Origin of the sequence: Parabacteroides sp. AM17-47 (genome assembly GCF_003434625.1) — a bacterium.
GTDB classification, from domain to species: domain Bacteria; phylum Bacteroidota; class Bacteroidia; order Bacteroidales; family Tannerellaceae; genus Parabacteroides; species Parabacteroides distasonis.
In genome coordinates this window covers 34,193-56,807 of sequence record NZ_QTLI01000004.1, presented here as the reverse complement: position 1 = coordinate 56,807, position 22,615 = coordinate 34,193, and the positions used below count along the sequence as shown (strand labels likewise).

The 22,615-nt window shown below is 43.4% G+C and carries 38 protein-coding genes; 2 read left to right on the top strand and 36 right to left on the bottom strand.

Going from position 1 to position 22,615, the window contains the following annotated elements; all coding sequences use genetic code 11:
* Nucleotides 1-67: 67 nt before the first annotated feature.
* The 34 genes from rplQ to DW205_RS03860 form a co-directional block, all read right to left on the bottom strand.
* Entirely contained in the window at nt 68-553 is a 486-nt protein-coding gene (rplQ, locus tag DW205_RS04025; protein WP_005867127.1) for a 50S ribosomal protein L17, read from the bottom strand.
* 7 nt (nt 554-560) lie between these two features.
* Nucleotides 561-1,553: a DNA-directed RNA polymerase subunit alpha gene (locus DW205_RS04020; protein WP_005867125.1), complete on the bottom strand. Its 993-nt coding sequence runs from the start codon at nt 1,551-1,553 to the stop codon at nt 561-563.
* Between the two features lie 12 nt (nt 1,554-1,565).
* Nucleotides 1,566-2,171, bottom strand: coding sequence for a 30S ribosomal protein S4 (gene rpsD / locus DW205_RS04015; protein ID WP_005867123.1), 606 nt, complete (start codon nt 2,169-2,171; stop codon nt 1,566-1,568).
* 123 nt (nt 2,172-2,294) lie between these two features.
* Nucleotides 2,295-2,684 (bottom strand): 30S ribosomal protein S11, encoded by a 390-nt coding sequence (rpsK, locus tag DW205_RS04010; protein ID WP_005634781.1) that lies wholly within the window; start codon nt 2,682-2,684, stop codon nt 2,295-2,297.
* An 11-nt stretch (nt 2,685-2,695) separates the two neighbouring features.
* A complete protein-coding gene (rpsM, locus tag DW205_RS04005; RefSeq protein WP_005854010.1) occupies nt 2,696-3,076 on the bottom strand; it encodes a 30S ribosomal protein S13 in 381 nt (126 codons plus the stop codon).
* A 35-nt stretch (nt 3,077-3,111) separates the two neighbouring features.
* Complete coding sequence (gene ykgO / locus DW205_RS04000; protein ID WP_005645768.1) at nt 3,112-3,228, bottom strand: type B 50S ribosomal protein L36; 117 nt, start codon at nt 3,226-3,228, stop codon at nt 3,112-3,114.
* Nucleotides 3,229-3,241: 13 nt separating this feature from the next.
* On the bottom strand, nt 3,242-3,460 hold the full coding sequence (infA, locus tag DW205_RS03995) for a translation initiation factor IF-1 (RefSeq protein ID WP_005854007.1): 219 nt from the start codon (nt 3,458-3,460) through the stop codon (nt 3,242-3,244).
* A 10-nt stretch (nt 3,461-3,470) separates the two neighbouring features.
* Nucleotides 3,471-4,256, bottom strand: coding sequence for a type I methionyl aminopeptidase (gene map / locus DW205_RS03990; RefSeq protein ID WP_005867121.1), 786 nt, complete (start codon nt 4,254-4,256; stop codon nt 3,471-3,473).
* 4 nt (nt 4,257-4,260) lie between these two features.
* A complete protein-coding gene (gene secY / locus DW205_RS03985) occupies nt 4,261-5,601 on the bottom strand; it encodes a preprotein translocase subunit SecY (RefSeq protein ID WP_005854004.1) in 1,341 nt (446 codons plus the stop codon).
* A gap of 3 nt (nt 5,602-5,604) precedes the next feature.
* On the bottom strand, nt 5,605-6,051 hold the full coding sequence (gene rplO / locus DW205_RS03980) for a 50S ribosomal protein L15 (protein ID WP_005853999.1): 447 nt from the start codon (nt 6,049-6,051) through the stop codon (nt 5,605-5,607).
* 29 nt (nt 6,052-6,080) lie between these two features.
* The gene (rpmD, locus tag DW205_RS03975; RefSeq protein WP_005853996.1) at nt 6,081-6,257 is read right to left on the bottom strand and encodes a 50S ribosomal protein L30; all 177 of its coding nucleotides are present in this window, start codon (nt 6,255-6,257) and stop codon (nt 6,081-6,083) included.
* A gap of 17 nt (nt 6,258-6,274) precedes the next feature.
* Nucleotides 6,275-6,793 (bottom strand): 30S ribosomal protein S5, encoded by a 519-nt coding sequence (rpsE, locus tag DW205_RS03970; RefSeq protein WP_008773758.1) that lies wholly within the window; start codon nt 6,791-6,793, stop codon nt 6,275-6,277.
* On the bottom strand, nt 6,793-7,137 hold the full coding sequence (rplR, locus tag DW205_RS03965) for a 50S ribosomal protein L18 (RefSeq protein ID WP_005853992.1): 345 nt from the start codon (nt 7,135-7,137) through the stop codon (nt 6,793-6,795). Before rplR ends, rpsE begins: the two co-directional genes overlap by 1 nt.
* Before the next feature lie 21 nt (nt 7,138-7,158).
* Nucleotides 7,159-7,710, bottom strand: a complete 552-nt coding sequence (rplF, locus tag DW205_RS03960; RefSeq protein ID WP_005853990.1) for a 50S ribosomal protein L6 — start codon at nt 7,708-7,710, stop codon at nt 7,159-7,161.
* 16 nt (nt 7,711-7,726) lie between these two features.
* The gene (rpsH, locus tag DW205_RS03955) at nt 7,727-8,122 is read right to left on the bottom strand and encodes a 30S ribosomal protein S8 (RefSeq protein WP_005634758.1); all 396 of its coding nucleotides are present in this window, start codon (nt 8,120-8,122) and stop codon (nt 7,727-7,729) included.
* 58 nt (nt 8,123-8,180) lie between these two features.
* Complete coding sequence (gene rpsN, locus DW205_RS03950; protein WP_005853988.1) at nt 8,181-8,450, bottom strand: 30S ribosomal protein S14; 270 nt, start codon at nt 8,448-8,450, stop codon at nt 8,181-8,183.
* Nucleotides 8,451-8,456: 6 nt separating this feature from the next.
* Nucleotides 8,457-9,014: a 50S ribosomal protein L5 gene (gene rplE, locus DW205_RS03945; RefSeq protein WP_005853986.1), complete on the bottom strand. Its 558-nt coding sequence runs from the start codon at nt 9,012-9,014 to the stop codon at nt 8,457-8,459.
* Complete coding sequence (rplX, locus tag DW205_RS03940; RefSeq protein WP_005853984.1) at nt 9,014-9,334, bottom strand: 50S ribosomal protein L24; 321 nt, start codon at nt 9,332-9,334, stop codon at nt 9,014-9,016. The genes rplE and rplX overlap by 1 nt, the downstream gene beginning before the upstream one ends.
* Nucleotides 9,335-9,353: 19 nt before the next feature.
* Nucleotides 9,354-9,719 (bottom strand): 50S ribosomal protein L14, encoded by a 366-nt coding sequence (rplN, locus tag DW205_RS03935; RefSeq protein ID WP_005853982.1) that lies wholly within the window; start codon nt 9,717-9,719, stop codon nt 9,354-9,356.
* Between the two features lies 1 nt (nt 9,720).
* Complete coding sequence (gene rpsQ, locus DW205_RS03930; RefSeq protein ID WP_005853980.1) at nt 9,721-9,978, bottom strand: 30S ribosomal protein S17; 258 nt, start codon at nt 9,976-9,978, stop codon at nt 9,721-9,723.
* A 9-nt stretch (nt 9,979-9,987) separates the two neighbouring features.
* Nucleotides 9,988-10,185: a 50S ribosomal protein L29 gene (gene rpmC, locus DW205_RS03925; RefSeq protein ID WP_005853979.1), complete on the bottom strand. Its 198-nt coding sequence runs from the start codon at nt 10,183-10,185 to the stop codon at nt 9,988-9,990.
* A gap of 5 nt (nt 10,186-10,190) precedes the next feature.
* The gene (gene rplP / locus DW205_RS03920) at nt 10,191-10,625 is read right to left on the bottom strand and encodes a 50S ribosomal protein L16 (protein ID WP_005853976.1); all 435 of its coding nucleotides are present in this window, start codon (nt 10,623-10,625) and stop codon (nt 10,191-10,193) included.
* Nucleotides 10,626-10,645: 20 nt separating this feature from the next.
* The gene (rpsC, locus tag DW205_RS03915) at nt 10,646-11,380 is read right to left on the bottom strand and encodes a 30S ribosomal protein S3 (protein ID WP_005853974.1); all 735 of its coding nucleotides are present in this window, start codon (nt 11,378-11,380) and stop codon (nt 10,646-10,648) included.
* Between the two features lie 7 nt (nt 11,381-11,387).
* Nucleotides 11,388-11,798 (bottom strand): 50S ribosomal protein L22, encoded by a 411-nt coding sequence (gene rplV, locus DW205_RS03910; protein ID WP_005853972.1) that lies wholly within the window; start codon nt 11,796-11,798, stop codon nt 11,388-11,390.
* A 52-nt stretch (nt 11,799-11,850) separates the two neighbouring features.
* The gene (rpsS, locus tag DW205_RS03905; protein ID WP_005634738.1) at nt 11,851-12,120 is read right to left on the bottom strand and encodes a 30S ribosomal protein S19; all 270 of its coding nucleotides are present in this window, start codon (nt 12,118-12,120) and stop codon (nt 11,851-11,853) included.
* A gap of 20 nt (nt 12,121-12,140) precedes the next feature.
* Complete coding sequence (gene rplB / locus DW205_RS03900) at nt 12,141-12,965, bottom strand: 50S ribosomal protein L2 (RefSeq protein WP_005853970.1); 825 nt, start codon at nt 12,963-12,965, stop codon at nt 12,141-12,143.
* An 8-nt stretch (nt 12,966-12,973) separates the two neighbouring features.
* Nucleotides 12,974-13,267 (bottom strand): 50S ribosomal protein L23, encoded by a 294-nt coding sequence (rplW, locus tag DW205_RS03895; RefSeq protein ID WP_005853968.1) that lies wholly within the window; start codon nt 13,265-13,267, stop codon nt 12,974-12,976.
* An 11-nt stretch (nt 13,268-13,278) separates the two neighbouring features.
* Nucleotides 13,279-13,908 (bottom strand): 50S ribosomal protein L4, encoded by a 630-nt coding sequence (gene rplD, locus DW205_RS03890; protein ID WP_005853966.1) that lies wholly within the window; start codon nt 13,906-13,908, stop codon nt 13,279-13,281.
* Nucleotides 13,908-14,525 carry a 50S ribosomal protein L3 gene (gene rplC / locus DW205_RS03885; RefSeq protein ID WP_005853963.1) on the bottom strand — a complete coding sequence of 206 codons (618 nt, stop codon included), beginning with the start codon at nt 14,523-14,525 and terminating at the stop codon, nt 13,908-13,910. Before rplC ends, rplD begins: the two co-directional genes overlap by 1 nt.
* A gap of 19 nt (nt 14,526-14,544) precedes the next feature.
* The gene (rpsJ, locus tag DW205_RS03880; protein ID WP_005853961.1) at nt 14,545-14,850 is read right to left on the bottom strand and encodes a 30S ribosomal protein S10; all 306 of its coding nucleotides are present in this window, start codon (nt 14,848-14,850) and stop codon (nt 14,545-14,547) included.
* Nucleotides 14,851-14,872: 22 nt separating this feature from the next.
* Entirely contained in the window at nt 14,873-16,999 is a 2,127-nt protein-coding gene (gene fusA, locus DW205_RS03875; protein ID WP_005853959.1) for an elongation factor G, read from the bottom strand.
* A gap of 23 nt (nt 17,000-17,022) precedes the next feature.
* The gene (gene rpsG / locus DW205_RS03870) at nt 17,023-17,499 is read right to left on the bottom strand and encodes a 30S ribosomal protein S7 (protein ID WP_005853957.1); all 477 of its coding nucleotides are present in this window, start codon (nt 17,497-17,499) and stop codon (nt 17,023-17,025) included.
* A 153-nt stretch (nt 17,500-17,652) separates the two neighbouring features.
* Entirely contained in the window at nt 17,653-18,063 is a 411-nt protein-coding gene (gene rpsL / locus DW205_RS03865) for a 30S ribosomal protein S12 (protein ID WP_005853956.1), read from the bottom strand.
* A gap of 324 nt (nt 18,064-18,387) precedes the next feature.
* Nucleotides 18,388-18,984: an HU family DNA-binding protein gene (locus DW205_RS03860; protein ID WP_005867114.1), complete on the bottom strand. Its 597-nt coding sequence runs from the start codon at nt 18,982-18,984 to the stop codon at nt 18,388-18,390.
* A gap of 314 nt (nt 18,985-19,298) precedes the next feature.
* Here DW205_RS03860 and DW205_RS22455 point away from each other — a divergent pair, with 314 nt between their 5' ends.
* A complete protein-coding gene (locus tag DW205_RS22455; protein ID WP_005867113.1) occupies nt 19,299-19,853 on the top strand; it encodes a hypothetical protein in 555 nt (184 codons plus the stop codon).
* Complete coding sequence (locus DW205_RS22450; RefSeq protein WP_229105707.1) at nt 19,784-20,401, top strand: DUF3874 domain-containing protein; 618 nt, start codon at nt 19,784-19,786, stop codon at nt 20,399-20,401. The genes DW205_RS22455 and DW205_RS22450 overlap by 70 nt, the downstream gene beginning before the upstream one ends.
* A 51-nt stretch (nt 20,402-20,452) precedes the next feature.
* Here the strand turns inward: DW205_RS22450 and mutL are convergent, their stop codons facing one another.
* Nucleotides 20,453-22,300 carry a DNA mismatch repair endonuclease MutL gene (gene mutL / locus DW205_RS03850; protein ID WP_005867111.1) on the bottom strand — a complete coding sequence of 616 codons (1,848 nt, stop codon included), beginning with the start codon at nt 22,298-22,300 and terminating at the stop codon, nt 20,453-20,455.
* On the bottom strand, nt 22,300-22,602 hold the full coding sequence (locus tag DW205_RS03845; RefSeq protein WP_005867110.1) for a hypothetical protein: 303 nt from the start codon (nt 22,600-22,602) through the stop codon (nt 22,300-22,302). Before DW205_RS03845 ends, mutL begins: the two co-directional genes overlap by 1 nt.
* Nucleotides 22,603-22,615: the final 13 nt, after the last annotated feature.

The window sequence follows — 22,615 nt, the reverse complement described above, 5'->3', positions numbered from 1 at the left end:
CTAATAAACAAAAAAAGCGATCCGTGTGATACGAATCGCTTTTCTTATATGATTGTAAAAAACTTGCTTATTCAGCTGCTTTTTCCTCGCTAGCTGCTTCAGCTGCAGGAGCCTCAGTAACCGCTGCTGTTGCTTTTTTACGAGAACGTCTTGTTTTAGGAGCTTTCTTAGCGGCTGTATCCTTCAACATATTTTCGTTATAGTCTACTAACTCAATAAAGCACATAGCTGCGTTGTCACCTAAACGGTTACCAGTCTTGATGATTCTGGTATAACCACCCGGACGATCACCGATCTTCTGAGCAATTTCCTTGAACAACTCTGTTACAGCAAATTTGTCTTGCAAATTGCTAAATACCACACGTCTAGAGTGAGTTGTATCCTCCTTAGACTTCGTGATAAGTGGTTCTACATACTTACGTAGCGCTTTTGCCTTTGCTGTCGTAGTAAAGATTCTCTTATGCTTGATCAAAGAACAAGCCATATTCGAAAGCATTGCGTCACGGTGAGTATTTGTACGACCTAAATGATTGAATTTCTTATTATGTCTCATCGTTTACTTACTCTTTATCTAATTTATATTTTGTGATATCCATACCGAATGAAAGGTTCAAGCTCTCAAGCAGTTCATCAAGTTCAGTGAGCGACTTCTTACCGAAGTTACGGAATTTCAACAAATCATTCTTATTGAACTTAACCAACTCACCTAATGTTTCAACATCTGCGGCCTTTAAGCAATTCAATGCACGAACGGAAAGGTCCATATCAGCCAGCTTGCTCTTAAGCAACTGACGCATATGAAGTACTTCTTCATCGAACTCTTCATTGCCTTCAGTATCCGCTGTCTCGATCGCAATCTTTTCATCTGAGAACAACATGAAATGATGAATCAGAATCTTCGCTGCTTCCTTCAACGCTTCCTTCGGATGAATAGAACCATCTGTGGCTATTTCAAGAACCAACTTCTCGTAGTCCGTCTTCTGTTCAACACGGAAGTTCTCGATTGAATATTTTACGTTACGTATCGGAGTGAAGATAGAGTCGATAGCGATCACATGCATATCTGCGTTCGGGTCTCTGTTCTCATCTGCGGGTACATAACCGCGACCTTTATTAATAGTCAATTCAATCTGGAAACTTGCGGTCGGATCCAAGCGGCAAATAACCAAATCTGGATTCAAGATCTCGAATCCAGTCAGTTGCTTACCAATATCACCGGCTTTGAACACTTCCGAACCCGAAACAGTAATACTCACTTTTTCATTCTCGATGTCGTCTACGATATGCTTGAAACGAACTTGCTTCAGATTCAAGATAATGTTTGTTACATCCTCGATAACACCCGGGATTGTACCAAATTCATGGTCAACCCCGTCGATCTTAATGGATGTAATAGCAAAACCTTCAAGTGACGACAGGAGAATACGACGTAAAGCATTACCTATTGTAATACCATAGCCGGGTTCCAACGGACGAAATTCAAACTTTCCGAAGAAATTGTCCGCTTCCAACATTAATACTTTATCGGGTTTTTGAAATGCTAATATCGCCATGGAAATCAATTATTATTTAGAATACAATTCTACGATCAACTGCTCTTTAATGTTTTCAGGAATGTCAGTTCTTTCCGGCAGATGCAGTAATTTTCCGCTCATTGAAGACTGATCCCACTCAATCCAAGGATACTTGCTGTGGTTGAAGCCTGACAATGCGTCGGCAATAACCTCCATGGATTTAGATTTTTCTCTAACACCAATAACCTGACCGGGTTTTACAGAGTAAGAAGGAATGTTTACAACACTTCCGTCTACTGTAATGTGACGATGAGAAACCAACTGACGAGCTGCGGCTCTTGTCGGGGCCATACCCAAACGATAAACCATATTGTCAAGACGGCCTTCTAACAATTGAAGAAGCACCTCACCGGTAATACCTTTAGAGCGTGAAGCTTTTTCGAATAAGTTTCTAAATTGCTTCTCCAATACGCCATAAGTGTATTTTGCTTTTTGCTTCTCACGAAGCTGGATACCGTATTCAGAAGTCTTTCTTTTTCTGGAGTTACCATGTTGTCCAGGAGGATAGTTCTTCTTAGAAAGAACTTTATCCGCACCGAATATTGCCTCACCAAACTTACGGGCAATTCTTGTTCTTGGTCCAGTATATCTTGCCATTTTTTTATTTTTTTAAATGTTCTGTTTGAATCTGGAACCGTGCAGCCGCGATTACAGAGAGGATAAGGTCAATATGCAATCTATTCACAATTCCGGATTCAATGTTTAAGAAACTATAATTAATTATACTCTTCTCTTTTTCGGAGGACGACATCCGTTATGAGGAAGCGGTGTAACATCAACGATTTCTGTTACCTCGATACCTGCGCCATGGATCGTTCTGATAGCGGACTCACGACCGTTACCCGGACCCTTAACGAATACTTTCACCTTTCTTAAACCAAGATCATAAGCTACTTTAGCGCAATCCTGTGCTGCCATCTGAGCTGCATAAGGAGTATTCTTCTTAGAGCTTCTGAATCCCATCTTACCAGCGGAAGACCAGCTGATTACTTGTCCTTCGCTATTCGCTAAAGACACAATAATGTTGTTAAAAGAAGAATGAATATGAGCTTGACCGTAAGCGTCAACTTTTACGTTTCTCTTCTTTGCTGCGACTGTTTTCTTTGCCATATTAACTCTTATTATTTAGTAGCTTTTTTCTTATTTGCAACAGTTTTCTTCTTACCCTTACGAGTACGAGCGTTGTTCTTCGTGCTTTGGCCTCTCAAAGGCAAACCAAGGCGATGACGAACTCCTCTGTAGCAACCAATATCCATCAGACGCTTGATGTTCAACTGAACTTCTGAACGAAGGTCACCTTCAACCTTGTACTCAGCGCCAATGACTTCACGAACCTTTGCGGCTTGATCGTCTGTCCAATCCTTAACTTTGATATCACGATCAACCCCAGCCTTATCTAATACGGATTTTGCAGCGCTACGACCAATACCATAGATATAAGTCAAAGCGATTTCTCCTCTTTTATTTTGTGGCAAGTCTACACCAACTATTCTTATAGCCATATTACTTACTTAGATTATTTTGCAAAAATAATAAATTATCCTTGACGTTGTTTATACTTAGGATTTTTCTTGTTAATTACGTATAAGCGACCCTTTCTTCTTACTATCTTGCACTCAGGTGTACGCTTCTTTAAAGATGCTCTTACTTTCATATCGTGTTTAATTTTATTTGTATCTAAAAGCAATTCTACCTTTCGATAGATCATACGGAGACATTTCTACTCTTACCTTATCCCCCGGAAGGATCTTAATGTAATGCATACGCATCTTTCCTGAGATATGAGCGGTAATTTCATGTCCGTTCTCCAATTCTACACGAAACATCGCGTTTGACAATGCTTCTACAATTACTCCATCTTTCTCTATTGCTGATTGTTTAGCCATATAAATCCAATTAAATTGCGTTTTCTCCTAGAACTTCCTCTAAAAACTTAAATGAAGATAAGATCTGGGGACCATCCGGACGTATAGCGATACAATGCTCGAAATGAGCAGAAGGCTTTCTGTCCTTTGTGCGAACCGTCCATCCGTCTTTCTCAAATGCAACGTTCTTGCTTCCCATGTTGATCATCGGCTCGATGCAGATACACATTCCGTTACGCAATAACGGTCCGCATCCACGTCTGCCATAATTAGGCACTTCCGGTTCCTCATGCATTTTCCGACCTATACCATGTCCCACCAGCTCTCTTACGACAGAGTAACCTTGAGACTCGCAATAAGTCTGAATCGCATTACTGATATCACCCAAACGGTGACCTTCAACAGCACATTGGATACCTAAATAAAGTGAATCCTTCGTCGCTTTCAACAATTTCTTCACTTCCGGCGCAACCTCACCTACACAGAAAGTGTAAGCGGAGTCACCGACAAAACCATTCAATATCGTCCCACAATCCACAGAGATCACGTCACCCTCTTTCAAGATCATCTTAGAAGAAGGAATACCATGCACCACCTGATCATTCACTGAGGCACATATTGAATTAGGGAAACCACCATATCCCAAAAAAGCCGGAACAGCACCATTATCTCTAATGAACTCTTCCGCAATCTTATCAAGTTGAAGTGTGGAGACTCCGGGGACAATATGCTTAGCTACCTCGCCAAGTGTCTTACCCACCAGTTGATTAGCCTCACGCATCAACTCAATCTCTTCATCTGTCTTTAAATAGATCATTCTATTAATAAGCGGCAACAGAGCCTGTACGGCCTTTAATTCTTCCTGACTTCAACAAACCGTCATAATGACGCATTAGCAAATGACTTTCAACTTGCTGCAATGTATCCAACACCACACCAACCAAAATCAACAAAGATGTACCACCAAAGAATTGGGAGAACTCCATACTTACACCGGCAATTCTAGCGAAAGCGGGCATGATAGCAACCAACGCAAGGAAAAAAGCACCCGGCAAAGTAATACGGTCCATAATGGTATCCAGATAGTCTTTGGTATTCTTACCCGGTTTCACACCCGGAATAAAACCATTGTTTCTCTTCAAATCATCTGACATCTGGGTCGGATTGATCGTGATAGCCGTATAGAAATACGTAAACAGGATAATCAACACCGCAAACACGAAGTTGTACCAAAATCCCGTATTATCCATGAAAGCAGCCCAAAAACCGCTCTGCTCTCCCGTACTAGAGAAACCTACAATTGAGATAGGAATAAACATGATCGCCTGAGCGAAGATGATAGGCATTACGTTAGCGGCATTCACCTTCAAAGGGATATACTGACGTGCGCCACCATATTGTTTATTACCGATAATCCTTTTTGCGTATTGCACGGGGACCTTACGAGTACCTTGTACCAATAAAATCGCACCAGCGATAACAAGCAAAAGGAACAGCATCTCAAATAAGAACATAACCAGACCACCGGTTTTCTCACTTGTTCTAGAAACGAATTCTTGGAACAAAGAGTGCGGCAGACGGGCTATAATACCAACTAAAATGATAAATGAAATACCATTTCCAACACCTTTATCTGTAATTCTTTCACCTAGCCATAAGATAAACATACTTCCCGCAGCCAAGATGATCGTAGATGAGATCGTGAACCAAATACCACCCGGTAAAGCAGCGCCGGCAGCCTTAAGCTGAACGCTTAAATTCACCAAGTAAGTAGGACCTTGGAATAACAAGATCGCTATCGTCAAGTAACGAGTCCACTGATTGATTTTTCTACGGCCACTCTCACCCTCTCTCTGCAATTTTTGGAAAGAAGGAACTGCGATGGCTAACAACTGCATAACAATTGAAGCGGAGATATATGGCATGATTCCCAACGCAAAAATAGATGCGTTAGAAAAGGCTCCACCTGAGAACATATCCAACAGTGCAAGCAATCCGCCTCTTGTCTGCTCCTGTAAAGCGGTCAACGCTTTGGGATCGATACCCGGAAGCACTACATACGTACCAAAACGGTATATAGCCACCAATAAAAGAGTGGTGAGGATCCGATTTCTCAGATCCTCAATCTTCCAGATATTCTTGATTGTTTCAACAGCTCTCATGACTTAGAGTTTAACGACTGTTCCACCTGCGGCTTGGATAGCTGCCTCTGCGCTCTTAGAGAAAGCGTGAGCCTCAACCTCTAACTTAGCGGTCAAGCTACCGTTACCAAGAATTTTAACCACTTGAGAAGAAGAGATGAAACCAGCCTCCATCAATTCATTAATACCAATCTTAGTCAATTGCTTAGCCTCTGCCATTTGTTGCAAAGTATCGATATTAATAGCTTTATATTCTACACGGTTAATATTCTTGAAACCGAATTTAGGCAAACGTCTTTGAATAGGCATCTGACCACCTTCGAAACCAATCTTGTTCTTGTAGCCAGATCTAGACTTGGCACCTTTATGACCTCTTGTTGAAGTTCCGCCTAATCCTGAACCCGGACCACGTCCGATTCTTTTTCTGGTCTTGGTAGATCCTTCAGCCGGTTTTAAATTTGATAAATTCATATCGTATAATTTATTTTTTCAACCAATTATTACTTTTCTACAGAAACCAAATGTTTCACTTTCTCAACCATACCTAAGATCGCCGGATTAGCTTCATGCTCTACAATCTGGTTCATCTTTCTCAGCCCTAGTGCGTCAAGCGTTCTCTTTTGGTCTTTCGGGCATTTAATTCTACTTTTAACTTGCTTTACTTTAATAGTCGCCATAAACTTATCCTCCCTAATTAACCTCTAAATACTTTTTCAACAGCAACACCTCTGTTCTGAGCAACATCGAACGGGCTTCTCAACTCACCTAGCGCAGCGATAGTAGCTTTCACCAAGTTATGAGGGTTGGAAGAACCTTTAGATTTTGCCAAAACGTCTGTAATACCTACGCTCTCCAATACGGCACGCATAGCACCACCAGCCTTAACACCGGTACCGTGAGATGCCGGTCTAATCAGCACTTGAGCACCACCGAATTTAGCTAATTGTTCGTGAGGGATCGTACCTTTGTGTACCGGAACCTTGATCAAGTTCTTCTTAGCTGCTTCTACACCTTTAGCGATAGCTGTCGTTACCTCACCGGCTTTACCTAATCCCCAGCCAACGATACCATCCTCGTTTCCTACTACAACGATAGCAGCAAAACTGAATGTACGTCCACCTTTTGTAACCTTAGTTACACGGTTGATTGCAACCAGTCTGTCCTTCAACTCTAAGTCGTTGGTCGATTTAACTCTATTATTTGCCATCTTCATTAAAATTTAAGGCCGCCGTTACGTGCAGCATCTGCTAATTCTTTAATTCTCCCGTGATACAGGTAACCATTACGGTCGAAAACCACTGTCTGAACGCCAGCTTCCTGAGCGCCTTTAGCGATTAATTCACCAACCTTAGCAGCGATCTCCTTTTTCGGAGCCTTAACATCTAATTTCAAAGATGAAGCAGCGGCTAAAGTCTTGCCTGTAGTATCATCTATCACCTGTGCGTAGATTTGCTTGTTGCTTCTAAACACAGTCAGGCGCGGACGCTCAGTAGTTCCTGAGATTTTGCCGCGTACGCCTGCTTTTATTTTTAATCTTCTTTCTAGCTTCGTTGTCATGATAATTTCAGTTTACGTAGATTACTTACCTGCTGACTTACCAGACTTTCTACGAATCTCTTCACCCACGAACTTAATACCCTTACCTTTATACGGTTCAGGCATTCTGAATGAACGGATCTTCGCGCAAATCTGACCTAATAATTGTTTGTCAGCCGATTCAAGGATAATAAGAGGGTTCTTATTTCTCTCAGACTTCGTCTCAACTTTCACTTCCTTCGGCAACTGCAAATAGATATTGTGAGTATAACCTAAAGAAAGATCCAATAACTGACCTGTATTTGAAACACGGTAACCAACACCTACTAACTCAAGCTCCTTCTTATATCCCTCTGAGCAGCCAACAACCATGTTGTTGATCAAAGAGCGATACAAACCGTGTAACGCACGATGATTCTTATCATCAGTAGGTCTTGTTAAATGGATAACTCCGTCTTCCAAAGTAACGTTAATATCAGGATTCACTTCCTGTACAAGTTCACCTTTAGGGCCTTTAACTGTTACTACATTATCCTTAATTGTAACTGTAACACCAGCCGGTACATGAATTGGTAATTTTCCTATTCTTGACATTCTTCTTCCCTCCTAATTAATAAACGTAACATAATACCTCGCCACCGATCTTCAGATCGCGGGCCTCTTTGTCAGTCATCACACCTTTAGAAGTAGAAAGAACAGCAATACCTAAACCATTCAATACTCTCGGCATTTCTTTGTAACCAGTGTACTTACGCAAACCGGGCGTAGAAACTCTCTCAAGTTTCTTAATCGCATTAACTTTGTTTACTAGGTCATACTTCAAGGCGATCTTGATCGTACCTTGAGGACCATCCTCTACAAACTTAAAATTAAGAATGTAGCCCTTGTCGAAAAGGATCTTAGTGATCTCTTTCTTTAAATTTGACGCCGGCACCTCAACAACTCTGTGCTTCGCTTTGATTGCGTTACGCAATCTTGTCAAATAATCTGCAATAGGATCTGTCATATAAATAATTAATTAAATTGATCCGGCCACCCGGACAATATTTAAACTAAAAAAACTCTTACCAACTTGCTTTCTTTACACCCGGGATTAAACCATTAGATGCCATTTCACGCAATTGGATACGAGAAATACCGAACTGGCGTACATACCCTTTCGGACGTCCTGTAATCTTGCAACGGTTGTGCAAACGTACAGGAGAAGCATTTTTAGGTAAAGCCTGCAAAGCCTCATAGTTACCTTCTGCCTTAAGCTGAGCTCTTTTAGCGGCATACTTAGCAACAAGCTTTGCTCTTTTAACCTCACGGGCCTTCATTGATTCCTTAGCCATAACTACTTAGTCTTTTTTTCCGTTTTTAAAAGGCAATCCAAATTCTCTCAAAAGAGCATAACCTTCTTCGTCTGTTTTCGCAGAGGTCACAAAGGTAATATTCATTCCCAATATTTTGGTAATATTATCGATATTTATTTCAGGAAAAATGATTTGTTCCTGAATACCGAGTGTATAATTGCCTCTTCCGTCTAACTTACTCTCAATTCCCTTGAAGTCGCGGATACGAGGAAGAGCGACACGAACAAGTCTCTCCAAGAACTCGTACATCTGCTCACGACGTAATGTCACCATCACACCGATCGGCATCTTCTTACGCAACTTAAAGTTAGAGATATCCTTTTTAGATACGGTAGCGACAGCTTTTTGACCGGTGATCGTAGACAACTCGCTGATAGCGATATCGATGATCTTCTTATCAGCCGTAGCCATACCTAATCCCTGATTAATCACGATTTTCTTCAAAACAGGTACCTGCATCACGGATTTGTAACCGAACTCCTTCGTTAAGGCAGGAACAATTCTGTCTTGGTATTCTTTCTTAAGACTGGCAGTATTGCTCATTACTTAATTTCCTCCCCTGATTTTTTAGAATAACGCACTAAAGCACCCTTCTCATTCAACTTACGGCCGATACGTGTAGCTTTACCAGATTTCGGGTCAACCACGTTAAGGTTAGAAAGATGAATAGGAGCTTCCTTCTTTTCGATTCCTCCTTGAGGATTCTTCGCATTAGGCTTGGTATGCTTTGATACCACATTAATACCTTCGACAATCGCACGATTATCTTTTACAAGTACCTGTAAAACACGACCTGTCTTACCTTTGTCCTCGCCGGCATTAACAAATACTATATCGCCTTTTTTGATATGTAATTTACTCATTACTTTAAATTTTACGAGATTAAAGCACTTCAGGTGCAAGTGATACAATTTTCATGTTTGTTGCACGAAGCTCTCTGGCAACCGGACCGAAGATACGGCTACCACGGATATCGCCACCGGCATTCAATAATACGCAAGCGTTATCATCGAAACGGATATAAGAACCATCCGGACGGCGGATCTCTTTCTTAGTACGAACGATGATAGCCTTAGAAACAGCACCCTTCTTAACGTCGCTAGCTGGGATTACGCTTTTGATTGCTACTACGATCACATCACCTACAGTGGCATAACGCTTTCTCGTTCCGCCCAAAACACGGATACACAAAGCTTCCTTAGCTCCACTGTTATCTGCTACTACTAGTCTTGATTCTTGTTGTATCATCTTACTTAGCCCTTTCGATTATTTGAACTAATCTCCATCTTTTAGTCTTGCTCAAAGGACGAGTCTCCATAATCTTTACGGTATCGCCAATGTTGCATTCGTTATTTTCGTCGTGAGCATGATATTTCTTCGTCTTATTAACGAACTTTCCATAAATGGGGTGTTTTTCCTTCCATTTAATGGCAACCGTGATGCTTTTATCCATCTTGTTGCTCGTTACCACGCCCGTTCTTTCTTTTCTTAAATTTCTAGTTTCCATCAGGCTCAATTATTTGTTGTTAAGTTCTCTCTGGCGCAATTCTGTTTTCATGCGCGCAATCAATCTGCGTTGCTGTTTAATCTGAGAAGGATTATCCATAGGCGAGATGCTATGGTTAATCTTCTTCTGATCATAGGCCGCAACCTCTGCATCTACTCTCTCTAGCAACTCTTTCGTGCTTAGTTCTCTAATTTCTGCAATCTTCATAACAATTACGCATTTTGATTTTGCATGTCATAATCACGTCTCACAACAAACTTGGTTGTAACCGGAAGTTTTTGTGCGGCAAGGCGCAACGCTTCCTTAGCGATATCAAAGGGAACACCTTCGATCTCGAAAATCAGACGACCCGGAGTAACAGGCGCAACAAATCCCTCAGGATTACCTTTACCTTTACCCATACGAACCTCTGCAGGCTTCTTCGTGATTGGCTTATCCGGGAAGATACGAACCCAAACCTGACCCTGACGTTGCATATAACGTGTAACGGCGATACGGGCAGCCTCGATCTGACGACCGGTAATCCATTTATTCTCTAATGACTTTATTCCAAAAGAACCGAAGGCCAGCTGGTTGCCACGTTGAGCTTCGCCCTTCATGCGACCTTTCTGCTGTCTTCTGAACTTGGTTTTCTTTGGTTGTAACATCTCTACTTAAATTCTAACGTTTAACGATTAGCTCTTTTTCTCTTGAAGTTCTTGTCTCTGTTGCCACCGGCATTGTCGTTTCTACGGCCTGTCTCCTTGGCAGCAGTGAAAGAAGGAGCAAGATCGCGCTTGCCATAAACCTCACCACGACAGATCCAAACCTTAACACCCAGCAAACCAACTTTTGTCAAGGCCTCAGCCAAAGCATAGTCGATATCTGCTCTAAGAGTGTGCAACGGAGTTCTTCCTTCCTTATACATTTCCGAACGAGCCATTTCAGCGCCATTCAAACGACCAGAGATTTGAATCTTTATACCCTCGGCGCCCATTCTCATGGTAGAGGCGATAGCCATCTTTACCGCGCGACGATATGCGATTTTACCTTCAAGCTGACGTGCGATGTTGTTTGCTACGATAACAGCGTCCAATTCAGGTCTCTTCACCTCGAAGATGTTGATCTGCACTTCTTTATCAGTGATCTTCTTCAACTCTTCCTTCAACTTATCAACTTCCTGACCACCTTTACCGATGATGATACCCGGACGTGACGTACAAACAGTGATCGTGATCAACTTAAGCGTACGTTCAATAACGATACGAGATACACTAGCTTTTGCAAGACGGGCATTCAAATATTTACGGATTTTGCTATCTTCCAGCAAAGTATCCCCGTAATTCTTACCGCCATACCAATTGGAATCCCAACCACGGATAATTCCTAAACGATTACTAATCGGATTAACCTTTTGTCCCATCTACAAATTAATTTTGACTATCGTTTTTACTAAGTGTATCAACAAACAGAGTTACGTGGTTCGAGCGTTTACGAATTCTGTAACCTCTTCCTTGAGGAGCCGGACGCATTCTCTTCAACGTAGTAGCGCAATCAACGCTGATTGAAGATACGCATAACTCTCCTGCTTCTGCTTTACGTTCATTTTTCTGTTCCCAGTTTGCGATTGCTGAACGAAGCAATTTTTCTACTCTTGCTGCAGCTTCCTTGTTAGAAAACTTCAAAACACCAAGCGCACGGAATACTTCCATACCGCGAATCATGTCTGCTACCAAACGCATCTTACGAGGAGAGGTAGGAACATTGTTCAACTTCGCGAAATACATGGTCTTTTGGGCTTCTTTTCTTGCTTCAGCTGATATTCTTTTTCTAGCACCCATTTTATTCGATTCTTTTTATTTTCAGATTCCTGAATTCCTGTTACTACCGATATTATTTCTTCTTGTTACCGGCGTGACCGCGGAAAGTACGTGTCGGTGAGAACTCTCCCAACTTGTGACCTACCATATTCTCGGTTACGAAAACAGGAATAAATTTATTTCCATTATGAACTGCAATAGTATGGCCTACGAAATCAGGCGAAATCATTGAAGCTCTTGCCCATGTCTTAACTACGGCTTTCTTTCCTGACTCATTCATTGCCAGAACTTTCTTCTCAAGCTTTACATTAATATACGGGCCTTTTTTTAGCGAACGACTCATAGTTTACTTAATTAATCAGATTATTTCTTTCTTCTTTCAATAATATACTTTGAAGAATGCTTCTTAGGAGCTCTAGTCTTCAAGCCCTTAGCATATAAGCCATTACGGGATCTAGGATGACCTCCGGAAGAACGACCTTCACCACCACCCATTGGGTGATCAACCGGGTTCATAACAACACCACGGTTACGAGGACGACGACCTAACCACCTAGAGCGACCGGCCTTACCTGATTTTTCAAGAGCATGGTCTGAGTTGCCAACTGCGCCAATTGTAGCCTTACAAGCCGCAAGAATCTTTCTAGTTTCACCAGAAGGCATCTTAATAATCGCATAAGCGCCTTCCTTTGAAGTCAGCTGAGCGAATGCACCTGCGGAACGTACCATTTTGGCACCCTGTCCAGGACGAAGCTCAATATTGTGAATAATAGTACCAACGGGAATATTTGCCATAGGCAAAGTATTACCTACCTCAGGAGCGGCGTCGCTACCTGAAACCACTGTTTGGCCAACTTCCAATCCGTTCGGAGCGATGATATAGCTCTTTGCTCCGTCAGCGTAATACAACAAAGCGATACGAGATGAACGGTTAGGATCATACTCGATAGACTTTACTGTCGCAGGAATGCCATCTTTGTTTCTCTTGAAATCGATAATTCTGTACTTTTGTTTGTGACCGCCACCGATATAACGCATTGTCATCTTACCAGTGTTGTTACGTCCACCTGTACTCTTCTTACCTACTACAAGAGACTTCTCTGGTGTACTTGCAGTGATTTTATCAAATGCACCAATAACTTTGTGTCTCTGCCCCGGTGTCGTGGGCTTTAATTTACGTATTCCCATTTCTCTTTTTAGATATTACTAAAGAAATCAATTGTTTCTCCTTCTTTCAACGTTACGATCGCTTTCTTGAAAGCAGCTTGCTTGCCGTTGATGATACCTGATTTTGTATAACGGCTTTTACGCTTTCCAGAGTAGTTGATGGTGTTAACATCAACTACTGTAACACTGTACATGTCCTCTACAGCTTTCTTTATCTCCAATTTGTTGGCATCAGGAGAAACACGAAAACCATAGCGATTCGGAAATTTCTCTGTGATCGCTGTTTGTTTCTCAGTTACTATAGGCTTAATAATAATTCCCATTATTCTACTCCTTATGCTTTAAAATTTTGTTCAACAACAGCGACTGAACTTTCCGTTAAAACCAAATTAACAGCGTTTAACACAGCGTATGTATTTAGTTCAGAAGCAGTTATTACACTTGCCTTCTCTAAATTTCGAGCGGACAAATATACTAAATTATTCTTCTCCGGTAAAACCATAAGTAACTTTTTATCAGCCACTTTCAAGTTTTTAGCAATTGTTATAAATTCTTTAGTCTTAGGAGCTTCCATTGTGAAATCCTCTACGACAACAATCGCATTGTTCTTTGCCTTGTAGCTCAATGCTGACTTACGAGCCAAAGATTTTACTTTCTTGTTCAGCTTGAACTCATAATCACGAGGCTTCGGACCGAATACACGGCCACCACCAACCAACACCGGAGAGTTGATATCACCACGACGTGCGCCACCACCACCTTTCTGACGGATCAGCTTACGTGTACTACCAGATACTTCGCTTCTCTCTTTAGACTTATGCGTTCCCTGACGTTGATTTGCCAAATACTGCTTTACGTCCAAGTAAATAGCATGATCGTTGGGTTCAATGCCGAAGATCGCATCGTTCAAAGTTACCTTTCTTCCGGTATCTTCACCTTTAATATTAAATACGCTCAGTTCCATTACTTTTCAATTAATAAGATTGAACCTTTTGCTCCTGGAACAGATCCCTTTACCAATAAAAGGTTGTGTTCCGGCATTACCTTGATCACTTGAAGATTCTGAACGGTTACACGTTCGTTACCCATCTGGCCGCCCATTCGCATGCCCTTAAATACCTTTGCGGGGTAAGAACAAGCACCGATAGAACCCGGCTTACGAGCACGGTTATGCTGACCGTGAGTAGTCTGACCTACACCACCAAAACCATGACGTTTTACTACACCTTGGAAACCTTTACCCTTTGATGTACCCACTACATCCACGAAACCTGCGTCTTCCAAGAAGTCTACAGTGATCACGTCACCCAACTTGTACTCAGTTTCGAAATTCTTGAACTCGGCCAAGTGTCTTTGAGGTGCTACACCGGCTTTCTTGAAGTGACCCATCTCAGGCTGTGTCGTGTGCTTCTCTTTCTTCTCTTGGAAACCCAACTGTACAGCTTCATAGCCATCTTTCTCCAAAGTCTTGATCTGTGTAACCACACAAGGACCCACTTCGATAACAGTGCATGGAAGATTTTTTCCCTCGGCACTGAAAACGGATGTCATTCCGATTTTTTTTCCTAATAATCCTGGCATTTCACTAATTGTTAAAAACTTACACTTTAATTTCTACTTCTACACCGCTAGGTAATTCTAGCTTCATCAAAGCGTCAACTGTCTTCGCAGTTGAGCTATAGATATCGATTAATCTCTTATAAGAAGAGAGTTCGAACTGCTCACGAGATTTCTTGTTAACGAAAGTAGAGCGGTTCACTGTAAAGATACGTTTGTGCGTAGGAAGAGGTATAGGACCGCTAACGATAGCACCTGTAGCCTTTACCGTCTTTACGATCTTCTCGGCAGACTTGTCTACCAGAGAATAATCGTAAGACTTCAATTTAATTCTGATCTTTTGGCTCATATTTATTATATGTTTCTAAATATTATTTGATCAAATCAACGCGACCTTGCACCTCTGTCAATACTTGCTTAGCGATAGAAGAGGATACTTGAGCGTAGTGTGAGAACTGCATTGAAGATGTAGCACGACCTGAAGTAATCGTACGCAAAGCTGTCACATAACCGAATGTCTCAGCCAATGGAACCTTAGCCTTCACGATACGAGCTCCCGTACGGCTAGTCTCCATACCCTCAACTTGTCCACGACGCTTGTTCAAGTCACCGATAACGTCACCCATGCTCTCTTCTGGAGTAACAACCTCCATCTGCATGATCGGCTCCATCAATACAGGACCTGCCTTAGCGGAAGCGTTCTTGAACGCTTGGATAGCAGCGATCTCGAAAGACAACTGGTCTGAGTCTACCGGGTGGAAAGAACCATCGATCAAAGTCACTTTCAACTTGTCAAGCGGATAACCAGCCAACACACCGTTCTTCATAGCCTTCTCGAAACCTTTCTGTACGGACGGGATGAATTCCTTAGGAATGTTACCACCCTTCACCTCATCGATGAATTGCAAAGTACCCTCGAAGCTCTCGTCTGCCGGCTCCATACGAACGATGATATCTGCGAACTTACCACGACCTCCAGATTGCTTTTTGTAAACCTCGCGAAGCTCAACCGGCTGCGTGATAGCCTCCTTATAAGTAACCTGCGGACGGCCTTGGTTACATTCAACCTTGAACTCACGACGCAAACGGTCGATGATGATATCCAAGTGAAGCTCACCCATACCGCTAATAACGGTCTGACCTGTCTCCTCGTTTGTCTGTACGCGGAAAGTAGGATCCTCCTCGGCCAACTTAGCCAAGCCCATACCCAACTTATCCATGTCTTTCTGAGTCTTAGGCTCTACAGCGATACCGATAACCGGTTCCGGGAATTCCATAGACTCCAATGTGATCGGATGGTTTTCGTCGCAAAGCGTATCACCTGTACGGATATCCTTGAAACCAACACCTGCTCCGATATCACCACAACCAATCACCTCCATCGGGTTCTGCTTGTTAGAGTGCATCTGGAACAAACGCGAGATACGCTCTTTCTTTCCGGAACGAGTGTTCAACACATAAGAACCAGCGTTGATAGAACCTGCGTATACACGGAAGAAGCACAAACGACCTACATACGGGTCGGTAGCGATCTTAAATGCCAACGCCGTCAACGGCTCCTCGAACAAAGGTTTACGAGTGATTATTTTATCAGGATCTGAAGGATCCGTACCCTCGATAGCCGGAGTATCTTCAGGAGAAGGCAAAAACGCGCAAACTGCATCCAATAAAGTCTGTACACCTTTGTTCTTGAAAGAAGAACCACAAGTCATCGGGTTGATCTGCATAGCCAACGTACCCTTGCGGATAGCAACCATGATCTCCTCTTCCGTGATCGTAGAAGGATCATCGAAGTATTTCTCCATGATAGCGTCGTCGCACTCAGCCAAAGCCTCAAGCATCTTATCGCGCCATTCCTCAGCCTCAGCTTGCAAGTCTGCCGGGATCTCTTCAACGCTATACTCGGCACCCATAGTCTCGTCGTGCCAGAAGATAGCCTTCATCTTGATCAAGTCGACAACACCCTTGAAAGTCTCCTCAGCTCCGATAGGGATCTGGATCGGACAAGGATTAGCTCCTAATACGTCCTTCAATTGGCGTACTACCTCATAGTAGTTAGCACCCGAGCGGTCCATCTTATTAACGTAACCGATACGAGGTACATTATATTTATCAGCCTGACGCCATACAGTCTCAGACTGGGGCTCAACACCACCTACGGCACAGAATGTAGCAACAGCACCATCCAATACACGAAGAGAACGTTCAACCTCAACCGTGAAGTCTACGTGTCCCGGAGTGTCAATCAAGTTGATTTTATAACGGTTGCCCAAATAGTTCCAGAATGTAGTCGTAGCAGCGGAAGTAATCGTGATACCACGCTCCTGCTCCTGCGCCATCCAGTCCATTGTAGCAGTACCATCATGAGTCTCACCGATCTTGTGTGTCAAACCTGTGTAAAACAAGATACGTTCAGAAGTCGTTGTCTTACCAGCGTCAATGTGAGCCATGATACCGATGTTCCTAGTGAACATCAATTGCTTATCGTTGTTTGCCATATTCTTTTTATTGCCTTAAAAAATTAAAATCTGAAGTGAGCGAACGCACGGTTAGCCTCAGCCATACGGTGCATATCTTCTTTTCTTTTGAATGCGCCACCTTGGTTATTGAAAGCATCTACAATCTCTGCAGACAACTTATCAGCCATAGTCTTACCTCCACGTTTACGTGCGAAGATAATAAGGTTCTTCATAGAAATTGACTCTTTACGATCCGGGCGGATTTCAGTAGGGACTTGGAATGTAGCACCACCTACACGGCGTGACTTAACTTCGACTTGAGGAGTAATGTTATCAAGCGCAGCTTTCCAAATTTCGAGAGCGGACTTTTCCTCGTTAGGCAATTTGCCCTTAACGGTTTCCAAAGCGGAATAGAAAATTTCGAAGGCAGTATTTTTCTTGCCATCATACATCAAATGGTTAACGAATCTCGTAACCTTTACATCACCGAAAACAGGATCCGGAAGGATCTGTCTTTTCTTTGGTTTTGCTTTTCTCATTTTGTTTTCAAAAATTTGTTCTTGTCGTTGGTTGCCTTTAATTTGTCTTCAACGGTTCCGCTGAACCATTTACTCAACCTTATAGCCTATCCAAATAACTCAAACCTGTTTTAATACTTAAATTTAAATCTCAGTTTGAAGGCATGTAATTAATTACTTCTTCTTACCTTTTGCGGCAGCTGCTGCTTGACCCGGTTTCGGACGCTTAGCTCCATATTTGGAACGTCTTTGCGTACGGCCGTTAACACCCGCTGTATCCAACGTACCACGTACGATGTGATAACGCACACCCGGAAGGTCCTTTACACGACCACCACGTACCAATACGATAGAGTGCTCTTGCAAGTTGTGTCCTTCTCCCGGAATATAGGAGTTAACTTCCTTACCATTTGTCAAACGTACTCTCGCTACTTTACGCATTGCAGAGTTAGGTTTCTTCGGAGTCGTAGTGTAAACACGTACGCAAACGCCACGTCTTTGAGGACAAGCGTCCAATGCGGGTGATTTACCCTTCTCCACCAAAGTTTCCCTTCCTTTTCTAACTAATTGCTGAATTGTAGGCATTTCTTTCTTTTTTTTAAACTTTGAATGTGTTATTATTATTTATCTAATCTTTTCCTATTTCGAGCCGCAAAGTTACGCATTATTTTCGGACAATCAATAAGTTGTGCCTGTTTTTTTCGTATACTCCGCACTAAAAACGGTGCAAAGGTACATATTTGTTCCCGTTTGGCAAGGTAGGCTCTTGTTGTATTTATTAATATTTAACATTTACTATCTCTATTTACCGATAAGTTTCATGCGTCACGGGCTTCACACAAACTCAATCCCCTTAAATCAAACGAGTTCCTGTGAAGCCTGTGAAAGCAATGGGATCGGATCGACGATTTACCTAGCCGCCACGTAAAGCGACTGGTGGCGGGTGCCGATATCACGCAATTTACCCGCCTCGACGAATTGATGCAGACGGCGGCTGGCCGTACTACTCGTCAGTCCGCAAAGCCGCTGGAAAGCAACACGGGTCATATATTCATGCTCGGCAAAATAGCTTGCGAGCAATTGGTCGATGCGCTCAGGCTCCAATTGGCGGGAATGGGATTTGTACTTGGCTCGTTCCAGCGTCATCGTCTTCAAGCTATCTTTCAGCTCTACCTCAGGACGGAAAGCCACGGACTTGAAACGGATGGACTCCGCACGTATCTCGTGCGTGGATTGTACGGCCGGGCATTGCAACGTGACTTGCAAATACCCCAACCCATCGATATGTACACGTTTTCCTTCACGCAAATATTCCGCTGTCACCTCGCTTAAAGAGATAAGCACGGCGGCTACGTCTGCCGGCGTGACGGTACATCGACCATGGATACGTTTGGCCAGATCATCCGTATCGATCGTGCCGGATGATACGATACGTGCGTGAAAACGAGGACGCTTCATGCTATCCTTCGATACCGGAGTCTTGTAAAAGTCATATTTTGCTGCCATATATCTAGTATGAGATTAAAAGGTTATTCATAAGAACATCGTATGCTATTAGTCATTTCACAAGGGTGATATGATCTTTTCACCTATGTGAAACGATCGTTTCATGATTGTGATACGTTCTTTTCACATAGGTGAAAAGATTATAGGCACTTAACAAAGGTATTACATTCATACCACCTAAACAAGAGTTCTTCCTAGTATTTTGGACAAATTACTTTTATTTCAAATGATAATATAAATATTTGGAAAACTTCAAGTTAACAACCTTTCTTCGCAGAAGAAAACGGTAAAAATAACCTCTAAAACATAGTATCATGAAAACTGTATTGGATTTTTTAGGCCAGCTATGGCTTCGCTTCTTAAAACCGAACGGGCCAATCACCATACCACACCAAACCGAAGGTAAAGCCAAACGATTTAGCGACAATAACTCAATCCTTCAAAAGAGTCTGGGGACTTTCCTCCAAGAAATCATCGAGTTCCGTTTCAACTTGTTGAGCGAGGAGACTGAATATCGATACAAACGATCAGAAGCGGATCGCTTCTATCCGGTGACGCAACGCGACCTGAACAGCATTTGCATGGAGGCAAGACGGATGGGGATCGATTGCTGGGATCGGGATGTGAATCGTTTCGTATATTCAAAAGAAGTAAAAGAGTATCATCCTTTCCGGCAATATATGGAACGGTTACCCGAATGGGACGGGAAAGACCGGGTAAGCGATCTGGCACGACGGGTCTCCTCAGAACCGTTATGGGTGGAGGGGTTTCATCGCTGGATGCTCGCCTTGGCCTCGCAATGGATGGGTTCGGACTCATCAACCTCGATGAGTTCGACCGGTTGCCCGACCGTAAAATGGCTTTGCTGAAAAATTGGATGCAGATGGCCGGGATGAACGTACGTAAGGCACACGCCAAGCATTTCCACCCCCTACCCCGCCTAGCCTCATTTATTGGCACTACGAACCAGAAGAACCTATTAAGCGACCCCACGGGAAGCCGCCGTTTCCTATGCGTGGAGGTGCAAAGCAAGATTAATTGCGAAGGTATCGAGCATGATCAAATCTACGCCCAGCTGAAAAACGAGTTACAAAAAGGAGAGCGCCATTGGTTCACCTCCGCAGAGGAGGAGGCGATCATGCGATCGAATGAGGCTTTCTATAAACGTCCGATCGAGGAAGATGTGTTCCACGCCTGCTTCCGGGCCGCATGTCCGGGAGACCTAAATGTACATCCACTATCAGCTGCCTCCATTTTCCAGATATTAAAGGAAAAGAACCCAGCAGCCATGCGCAGTAGCACGGCAAGCAATTTCGGAAAGGTACTGACCGCCCTCCATATAGAGCGTAAACACACCCGCTATGGCAATCTTTATCAAGTAGTGCCGCTCACCCTTCACACGTTTCACAGGATTTAGCTGTAGCACAAGCAAATGCGGCCAATGAAACGTATGTCATCGAAATCATCCCTAGCACTTAAATCTTCTCTCCAGCTCCTCATCTGTCAGCATGGAGATAATCGTCTTTCCATCCGGGGTCAGGTTCGAGTCCGGACAAGAGAATAGGGAGGCGATCAGATGATCCATCTCTTCCGAGGATAAGGATTTGCCGGGACGGATAGCGGCGGCTTTCGCTAAAGACAAGGCGATGGCTTCGCAGATCTTCTCATGCACCTCGCATCCGGTCTCGATCGCCCGGTCCACGATATCCTTTACCAAATTTACCGGATCAAGGTTTTCTATGCCGGCGGGCAGGCCATTGATCGCGTAATTGTCATTTCCCAGATTGCTCAGATCAAAGCCGACGAAGCGCAAATCCTCCAATAAGGAAGGCAGTACAGCCGCCTCGGCAGCGGTAAACTCTACGATCTCCGGGAATAAGACTTGTTGGGATACACCTTGCTGCTGACGGATATTCGACAGGTATTGGTCAAACAAGATACGCACATGCGCACGATGCTGGTCAATAATCGCCAGACCCGATTTCAAGGATGTCACGATATATCGCCCTTTATATTGATAGCAAGGATTACTTACCTCCGTAAACAGGTTTTCCGGGTTCGAAGCCTCGGCCGGCAATTCCTCGATCGGGGCATCCTCGAAACTCTCGGACTCCAGTTGGGCAGCCACTCGATCGTTCTCAAACCCTTGATATAATTTAGACCAATCGAATTCCGGTTTTTTATAGGAAGTAGTGTCAAACGGATTATAACTGGAATCCACTTGCACTTTCGGGGCCTTATAAGTACTAGGCTCACTTTTCTTGACCGGGTTGTAAACAGGAATATCGATCGCATCCTCCACGTCGAAATCAATCGTAGGGATAGCGCTCGATTTAGCCAACGCCTCCCGGGTAGCGGCCATCAGGATCTGCCAGATCGGTTGCTCGTTCTCAAACTTAATCTCTGTCTTCGTCGGATGGATATTGACATCGATCGAAGAGGGGTCCAACGTGAAATAAACGAAATAATTCGGCATATCCCCGGCTGGAATCAATTGCTCATAAGCCTGCATGATCGCCTTATGGAAATAAGGATGCTTCATATAACGGCCATTCACAAAAAAGAACTGCAATGCCCCCCGCTTCTTCGCCGAGTCCGGACGCCCCACGAAACCGGAAATAGTCACCATGGAACTTTGGGCATCCAGAGAGAGCAACTTCTGGTTTAAACTCTTACCATATATATTAATGATGCGCTGACGTAACCCCGACTCGGGCAGATTGAATATCTCCGCGTCATTATGATAAAGAGACATACCCACCTGCGGATTCACCAAGGCGATTCGCTCGAACTCATTGATGATATTCCGGAATTCCGTCTCATTCGACTTCAAGAATTTCCGGCGGGCGGGAACATTAAAGAAAAGATTCTTTACCGAGAAGATACTTCCCTCGTTACAAGCCTCCGGCTCGATACTCTCCAAGTTAGACCCCGCGATGGACAGGCAGGTACCAAGCTCCGCCCCCCTAGCCCGGGTACGCAACTCTATATGGGCGACAGCGGCGATAGAGGCCAATGCCTCACCCCGGAAACCCATCGTATGCAAAGAGAATAAATCCTCGGCCGTAGAAATCTTAGAAGTAGCGTGCCGCTCAAAAGCCATGCGAGCATCCGTCTCGGACATACCTTTCCCGTCATCGATCACCTGTATCAATGTCTTACCCGCATCCTTAATGTTCACTTGGATATTGGAAGCGCCAGCGTCCACCGCATTCTCGACCAACTCTTTAACGACAGAGGCCGGACGTTGAATCACCTCTCCCGCCGCGATTTGATTGGCGATATGATCCGGAAGTAAATGAATGATATCGCTCATTACCAGAACAAATACCAAAAGAAAGCAGCCAAGACAGCCAAGGCTACCGCCAGTTTCACATTCTTATACTTACGAGCCCGGGAATCCTCGCCCCGCCCCACGCTTCTCTTCAAATGTGAGGTGCCTTCAATAAAAGTTCCCTTGATATGCGGCTTATATTCCTCCAACGATTCCTCTACACCCATTTCACGTTTGACCTTACTTATACGTTCCTCCAAGGCTTCCTTATGGGGGTCCCAATAAATAGGCTTATGATCATATTGACGCGGTTTACGCATGTTATAAAACGAGAAAAGTGCCATAGCTTTACCTATT

Bases quoted from the DNA above. Each gene is read 5' to 3' on its own strand.
- rplQ (WP_005867127.1), bottom strand. From the start codon at position 553: ATGAGACATAATAAGAAATTCAATCATTTAGGTCGTACAAATACTCAC.
- DW205_RS04020 (WP_005867125.1), bottom strand. From the start codon at position 1,553: ATGGCGATATTAGCATTTCAAAAACCCGATAAAGTATTAATGTTGGAA.
- rpsD (WP_005867123.1), bottom strand. From the start codon at position 2,171: ATGGCAAGATATACTGGACCAAGAACAAGAATTGCCCGTAAGTTTGGT.
- rpsK (WP_005634781.1), bottom strand. From the start codon at position 2,684: ATGGCAAAGAAAACAGTCGCAGCAAAGAAGAGAAACGTAAAAGTTGAC.
- rpsM (WP_005854010.1), bottom strand. From the start codon at position 3,076: ATGGCTATAAGAATAGTTGGTGTAGACTTGCCACAAAATAAAAGAGGA.
- ykgO (WP_005645768.1), bottom strand. From the start codon at position 3,228: ATGAAAGTAAGAGCATCTTTAAAGAAGCGTACACCTGAGTGCAAGATA.
- infA (WP_005854007.1), bottom strand. From the start codon at position 3,460: ATGGCTAAACAATCAGCAATAGAGAAAGATGGAGTAATTGTAGAAGCA.
- map (WP_005867121.1), bottom strand. From the start codon at position 4,256: ATGATCTATTTAAAGACAGATGAAGAGATTGAGTTGATGCGTGAGGCT.
- secY (WP_005854004.1), bottom strand. From the start codon at position 5,601: ATGAGAGCTGTTGAAACAATCAAGAATATCTGGAAGATTGAGGATCTG.
- rplO (WP_005853999.1), bottom strand. From the start codon at position 6,051: ATGAATTTATCAAATTTAAAACCGGCTGAAGGATCTACCAAGACCAGA.
- rpmD (WP_005853996.1), bottom strand. From the start codon at position 6,257: ATGGCGACTATTAAAGTAAAGCAAGTTAAAAGTAGAATTAAATGCCCG.
- rpsE (WP_008773758.1), bottom strand. From the start codon at position 6,793: ATGAAGATGGCAAATAATAGAGTTAAATCGACCAACGACTTAGAGTTG.
- rplR (WP_005853992.1), bottom strand. From the start codon at position 7,137: ATGACAACGAAGCTAGAAAGAAGATTAAAAATAAAAGCAGGCGTACGC.
- rplF (WP_005853990.1), bottom strand. From the start codon at position 7,710: ATGTCAAGAATAGGAAAATTACCAATTCATGTACCGGCTGGTGTTACA.
- rpsH (WP_005634758.1), bottom strand. From the start codon at position 8,122: ATGACAGATCCTATTGCAGATTATTTGACAAGATTGCGTAACGCAATC.
- rpsN (WP_005853988.1), bottom strand. From the start codon at position 8,450: ATGGCTAAGGAATCAATGAAGGCCCGTGAGGTTAAAAGAGCAAAGCTT.
- rplE (WP_005853986.1), bottom strand. From the start codon at position 9,014: ATGAGCAATACTGCCAGTCTTAAGAAAGAATACCAAGACAGAATTGTT.
- rplX (WP_005853984.1), bottom strand. From the start codon at position 9,334: ATGAGTAAATTACATATCAAAAAAGGCGATATAGTATTTGTTAATGCC.
- rplN (WP_005853982.1), bottom strand. From the start codon at position 9,719: ATGATACAACAAGAATCAAGACTAGTAGTAGCAGATAACAGTGGAGCT.
- rpsQ (WP_005853980.1), bottom strand. From the start codon at position 9,978: ATGGAAACTAGAAATTTAAGAAAAGAAAGAACGGGCGTGGTAACGAGC.
- rpmC (WP_005853979.1), bottom strand. From the start codon at position 10,185: ATGAAGATTGCAGAAATTAGAGAACTAAGCACGAAAGAGTTGCTAGAG.
- rplP (WP_005853976.1), bottom strand. From the start codon at position 10,625: ATGTTACAACCAAAGAAAACCAAGTTCAGAAGACAGCAGAAAGGTCGC.
- rpsC (WP_005853974.1), bottom strand. From the start codon at position 11,380: ATGGGACAAAAGGTTAATCCGATTAGTAATCGTTTAGGAATTATCCGT.
- rplV (WP_005853972.1), bottom strand. From the start codon at position 11,798: ATGGGTGCTAGAAAAAGAATATCAGCTGAAGCAAGAAAAGAAGCCCAA.
- rpsS (WP_005634738.1), bottom strand. From the start codon at position 12,120: ATGAGTCGTTCGCTAAAAAAAGGCCCGTATATTAATGTAAAGCTTGAG.
- rplB (WP_005853970.1), bottom strand. From the start codon at position 12,965: ATGGGAATACGTAAATTAAAGCCCACGACACCGGGGCAGAGACACAAA.
- rplW (WP_005853968.1), bottom strand. From the start codon at position 13,267: ATGGGAATTATTATTAAGCCTATAGTAACTGAGAAACAAACAGCGATC.
- rplD (WP_005853966.1), bottom strand. From the start codon at position 13,908: ATGGAACTGAGCGTATTTAATATTAAAGGTGAAGATACCGGAAGAAAG.
- rplC (WP_005853963.1), bottom strand. From the start codon at position 14,525: ATGCCAGGATTATTAGGAAAAAAAATCGGAATGACATCCGTTTTCAGT.
- rpsJ (WP_005853961.1), bottom strand. From the start codon at position 14,850: ATGAGCCAAAAGATCAGAATTAAATTGAAGTCTTACGATTATTCTCTG.
- fusA (WP_005853959.1), bottom strand. From the start codon at position 16,999: ATGGCAAACAACGATAAGCAATTGATGTTCACTAGGAACATCGGTATC.
- rpsG (WP_005853957.1), bottom strand. From the start codon at position 17,499: ATGAGAAAAGCAAAACCAAAGAAAAGACAGATCCTTCCGGATCCTGTT.
- rpsL (WP_005853956.1), bottom strand. From the start codon at position 18,063: ATGCCTACAATTCAGCAATTAGTTAGAAAAGGAAGGGAAACTTTGGTG.
- DW205_RS03860 (WP_005867114.1), bottom strand. From the start codon at position 18,984: ATGGCAGCAAAATATGACTTTTACAAGACTCCGGTATCGAAGGATAGC.
- DW205_RS22455 (WP_005867113.1), top strand. From the start codon at position 19,299: ATGAAAACTGTATTGGATTTTTTAGGCCAGCTATGGCTTCGCTTCTTA.
- DW205_RS22450 (WP_229105707.1), top strand. From the start codon at position 19,784: ATGGATGGGTTCGGACTCATCAACCTCGATGAGTTCGACCGGTTGCCC.
- mutL (WP_005867111.1), bottom strand. From the start codon at position 22,300: ATGAGCGATATCATTCATTTACTTCCGGATCATATCGCCAATCAAATC.
- DW205_RS03845 (WP_005867110.1), bottom strand. From the start codon at position 22,602: ATGGCACTTTTCTCGTTTTATAACATGCGTAAACCGCGTCAATATGAT.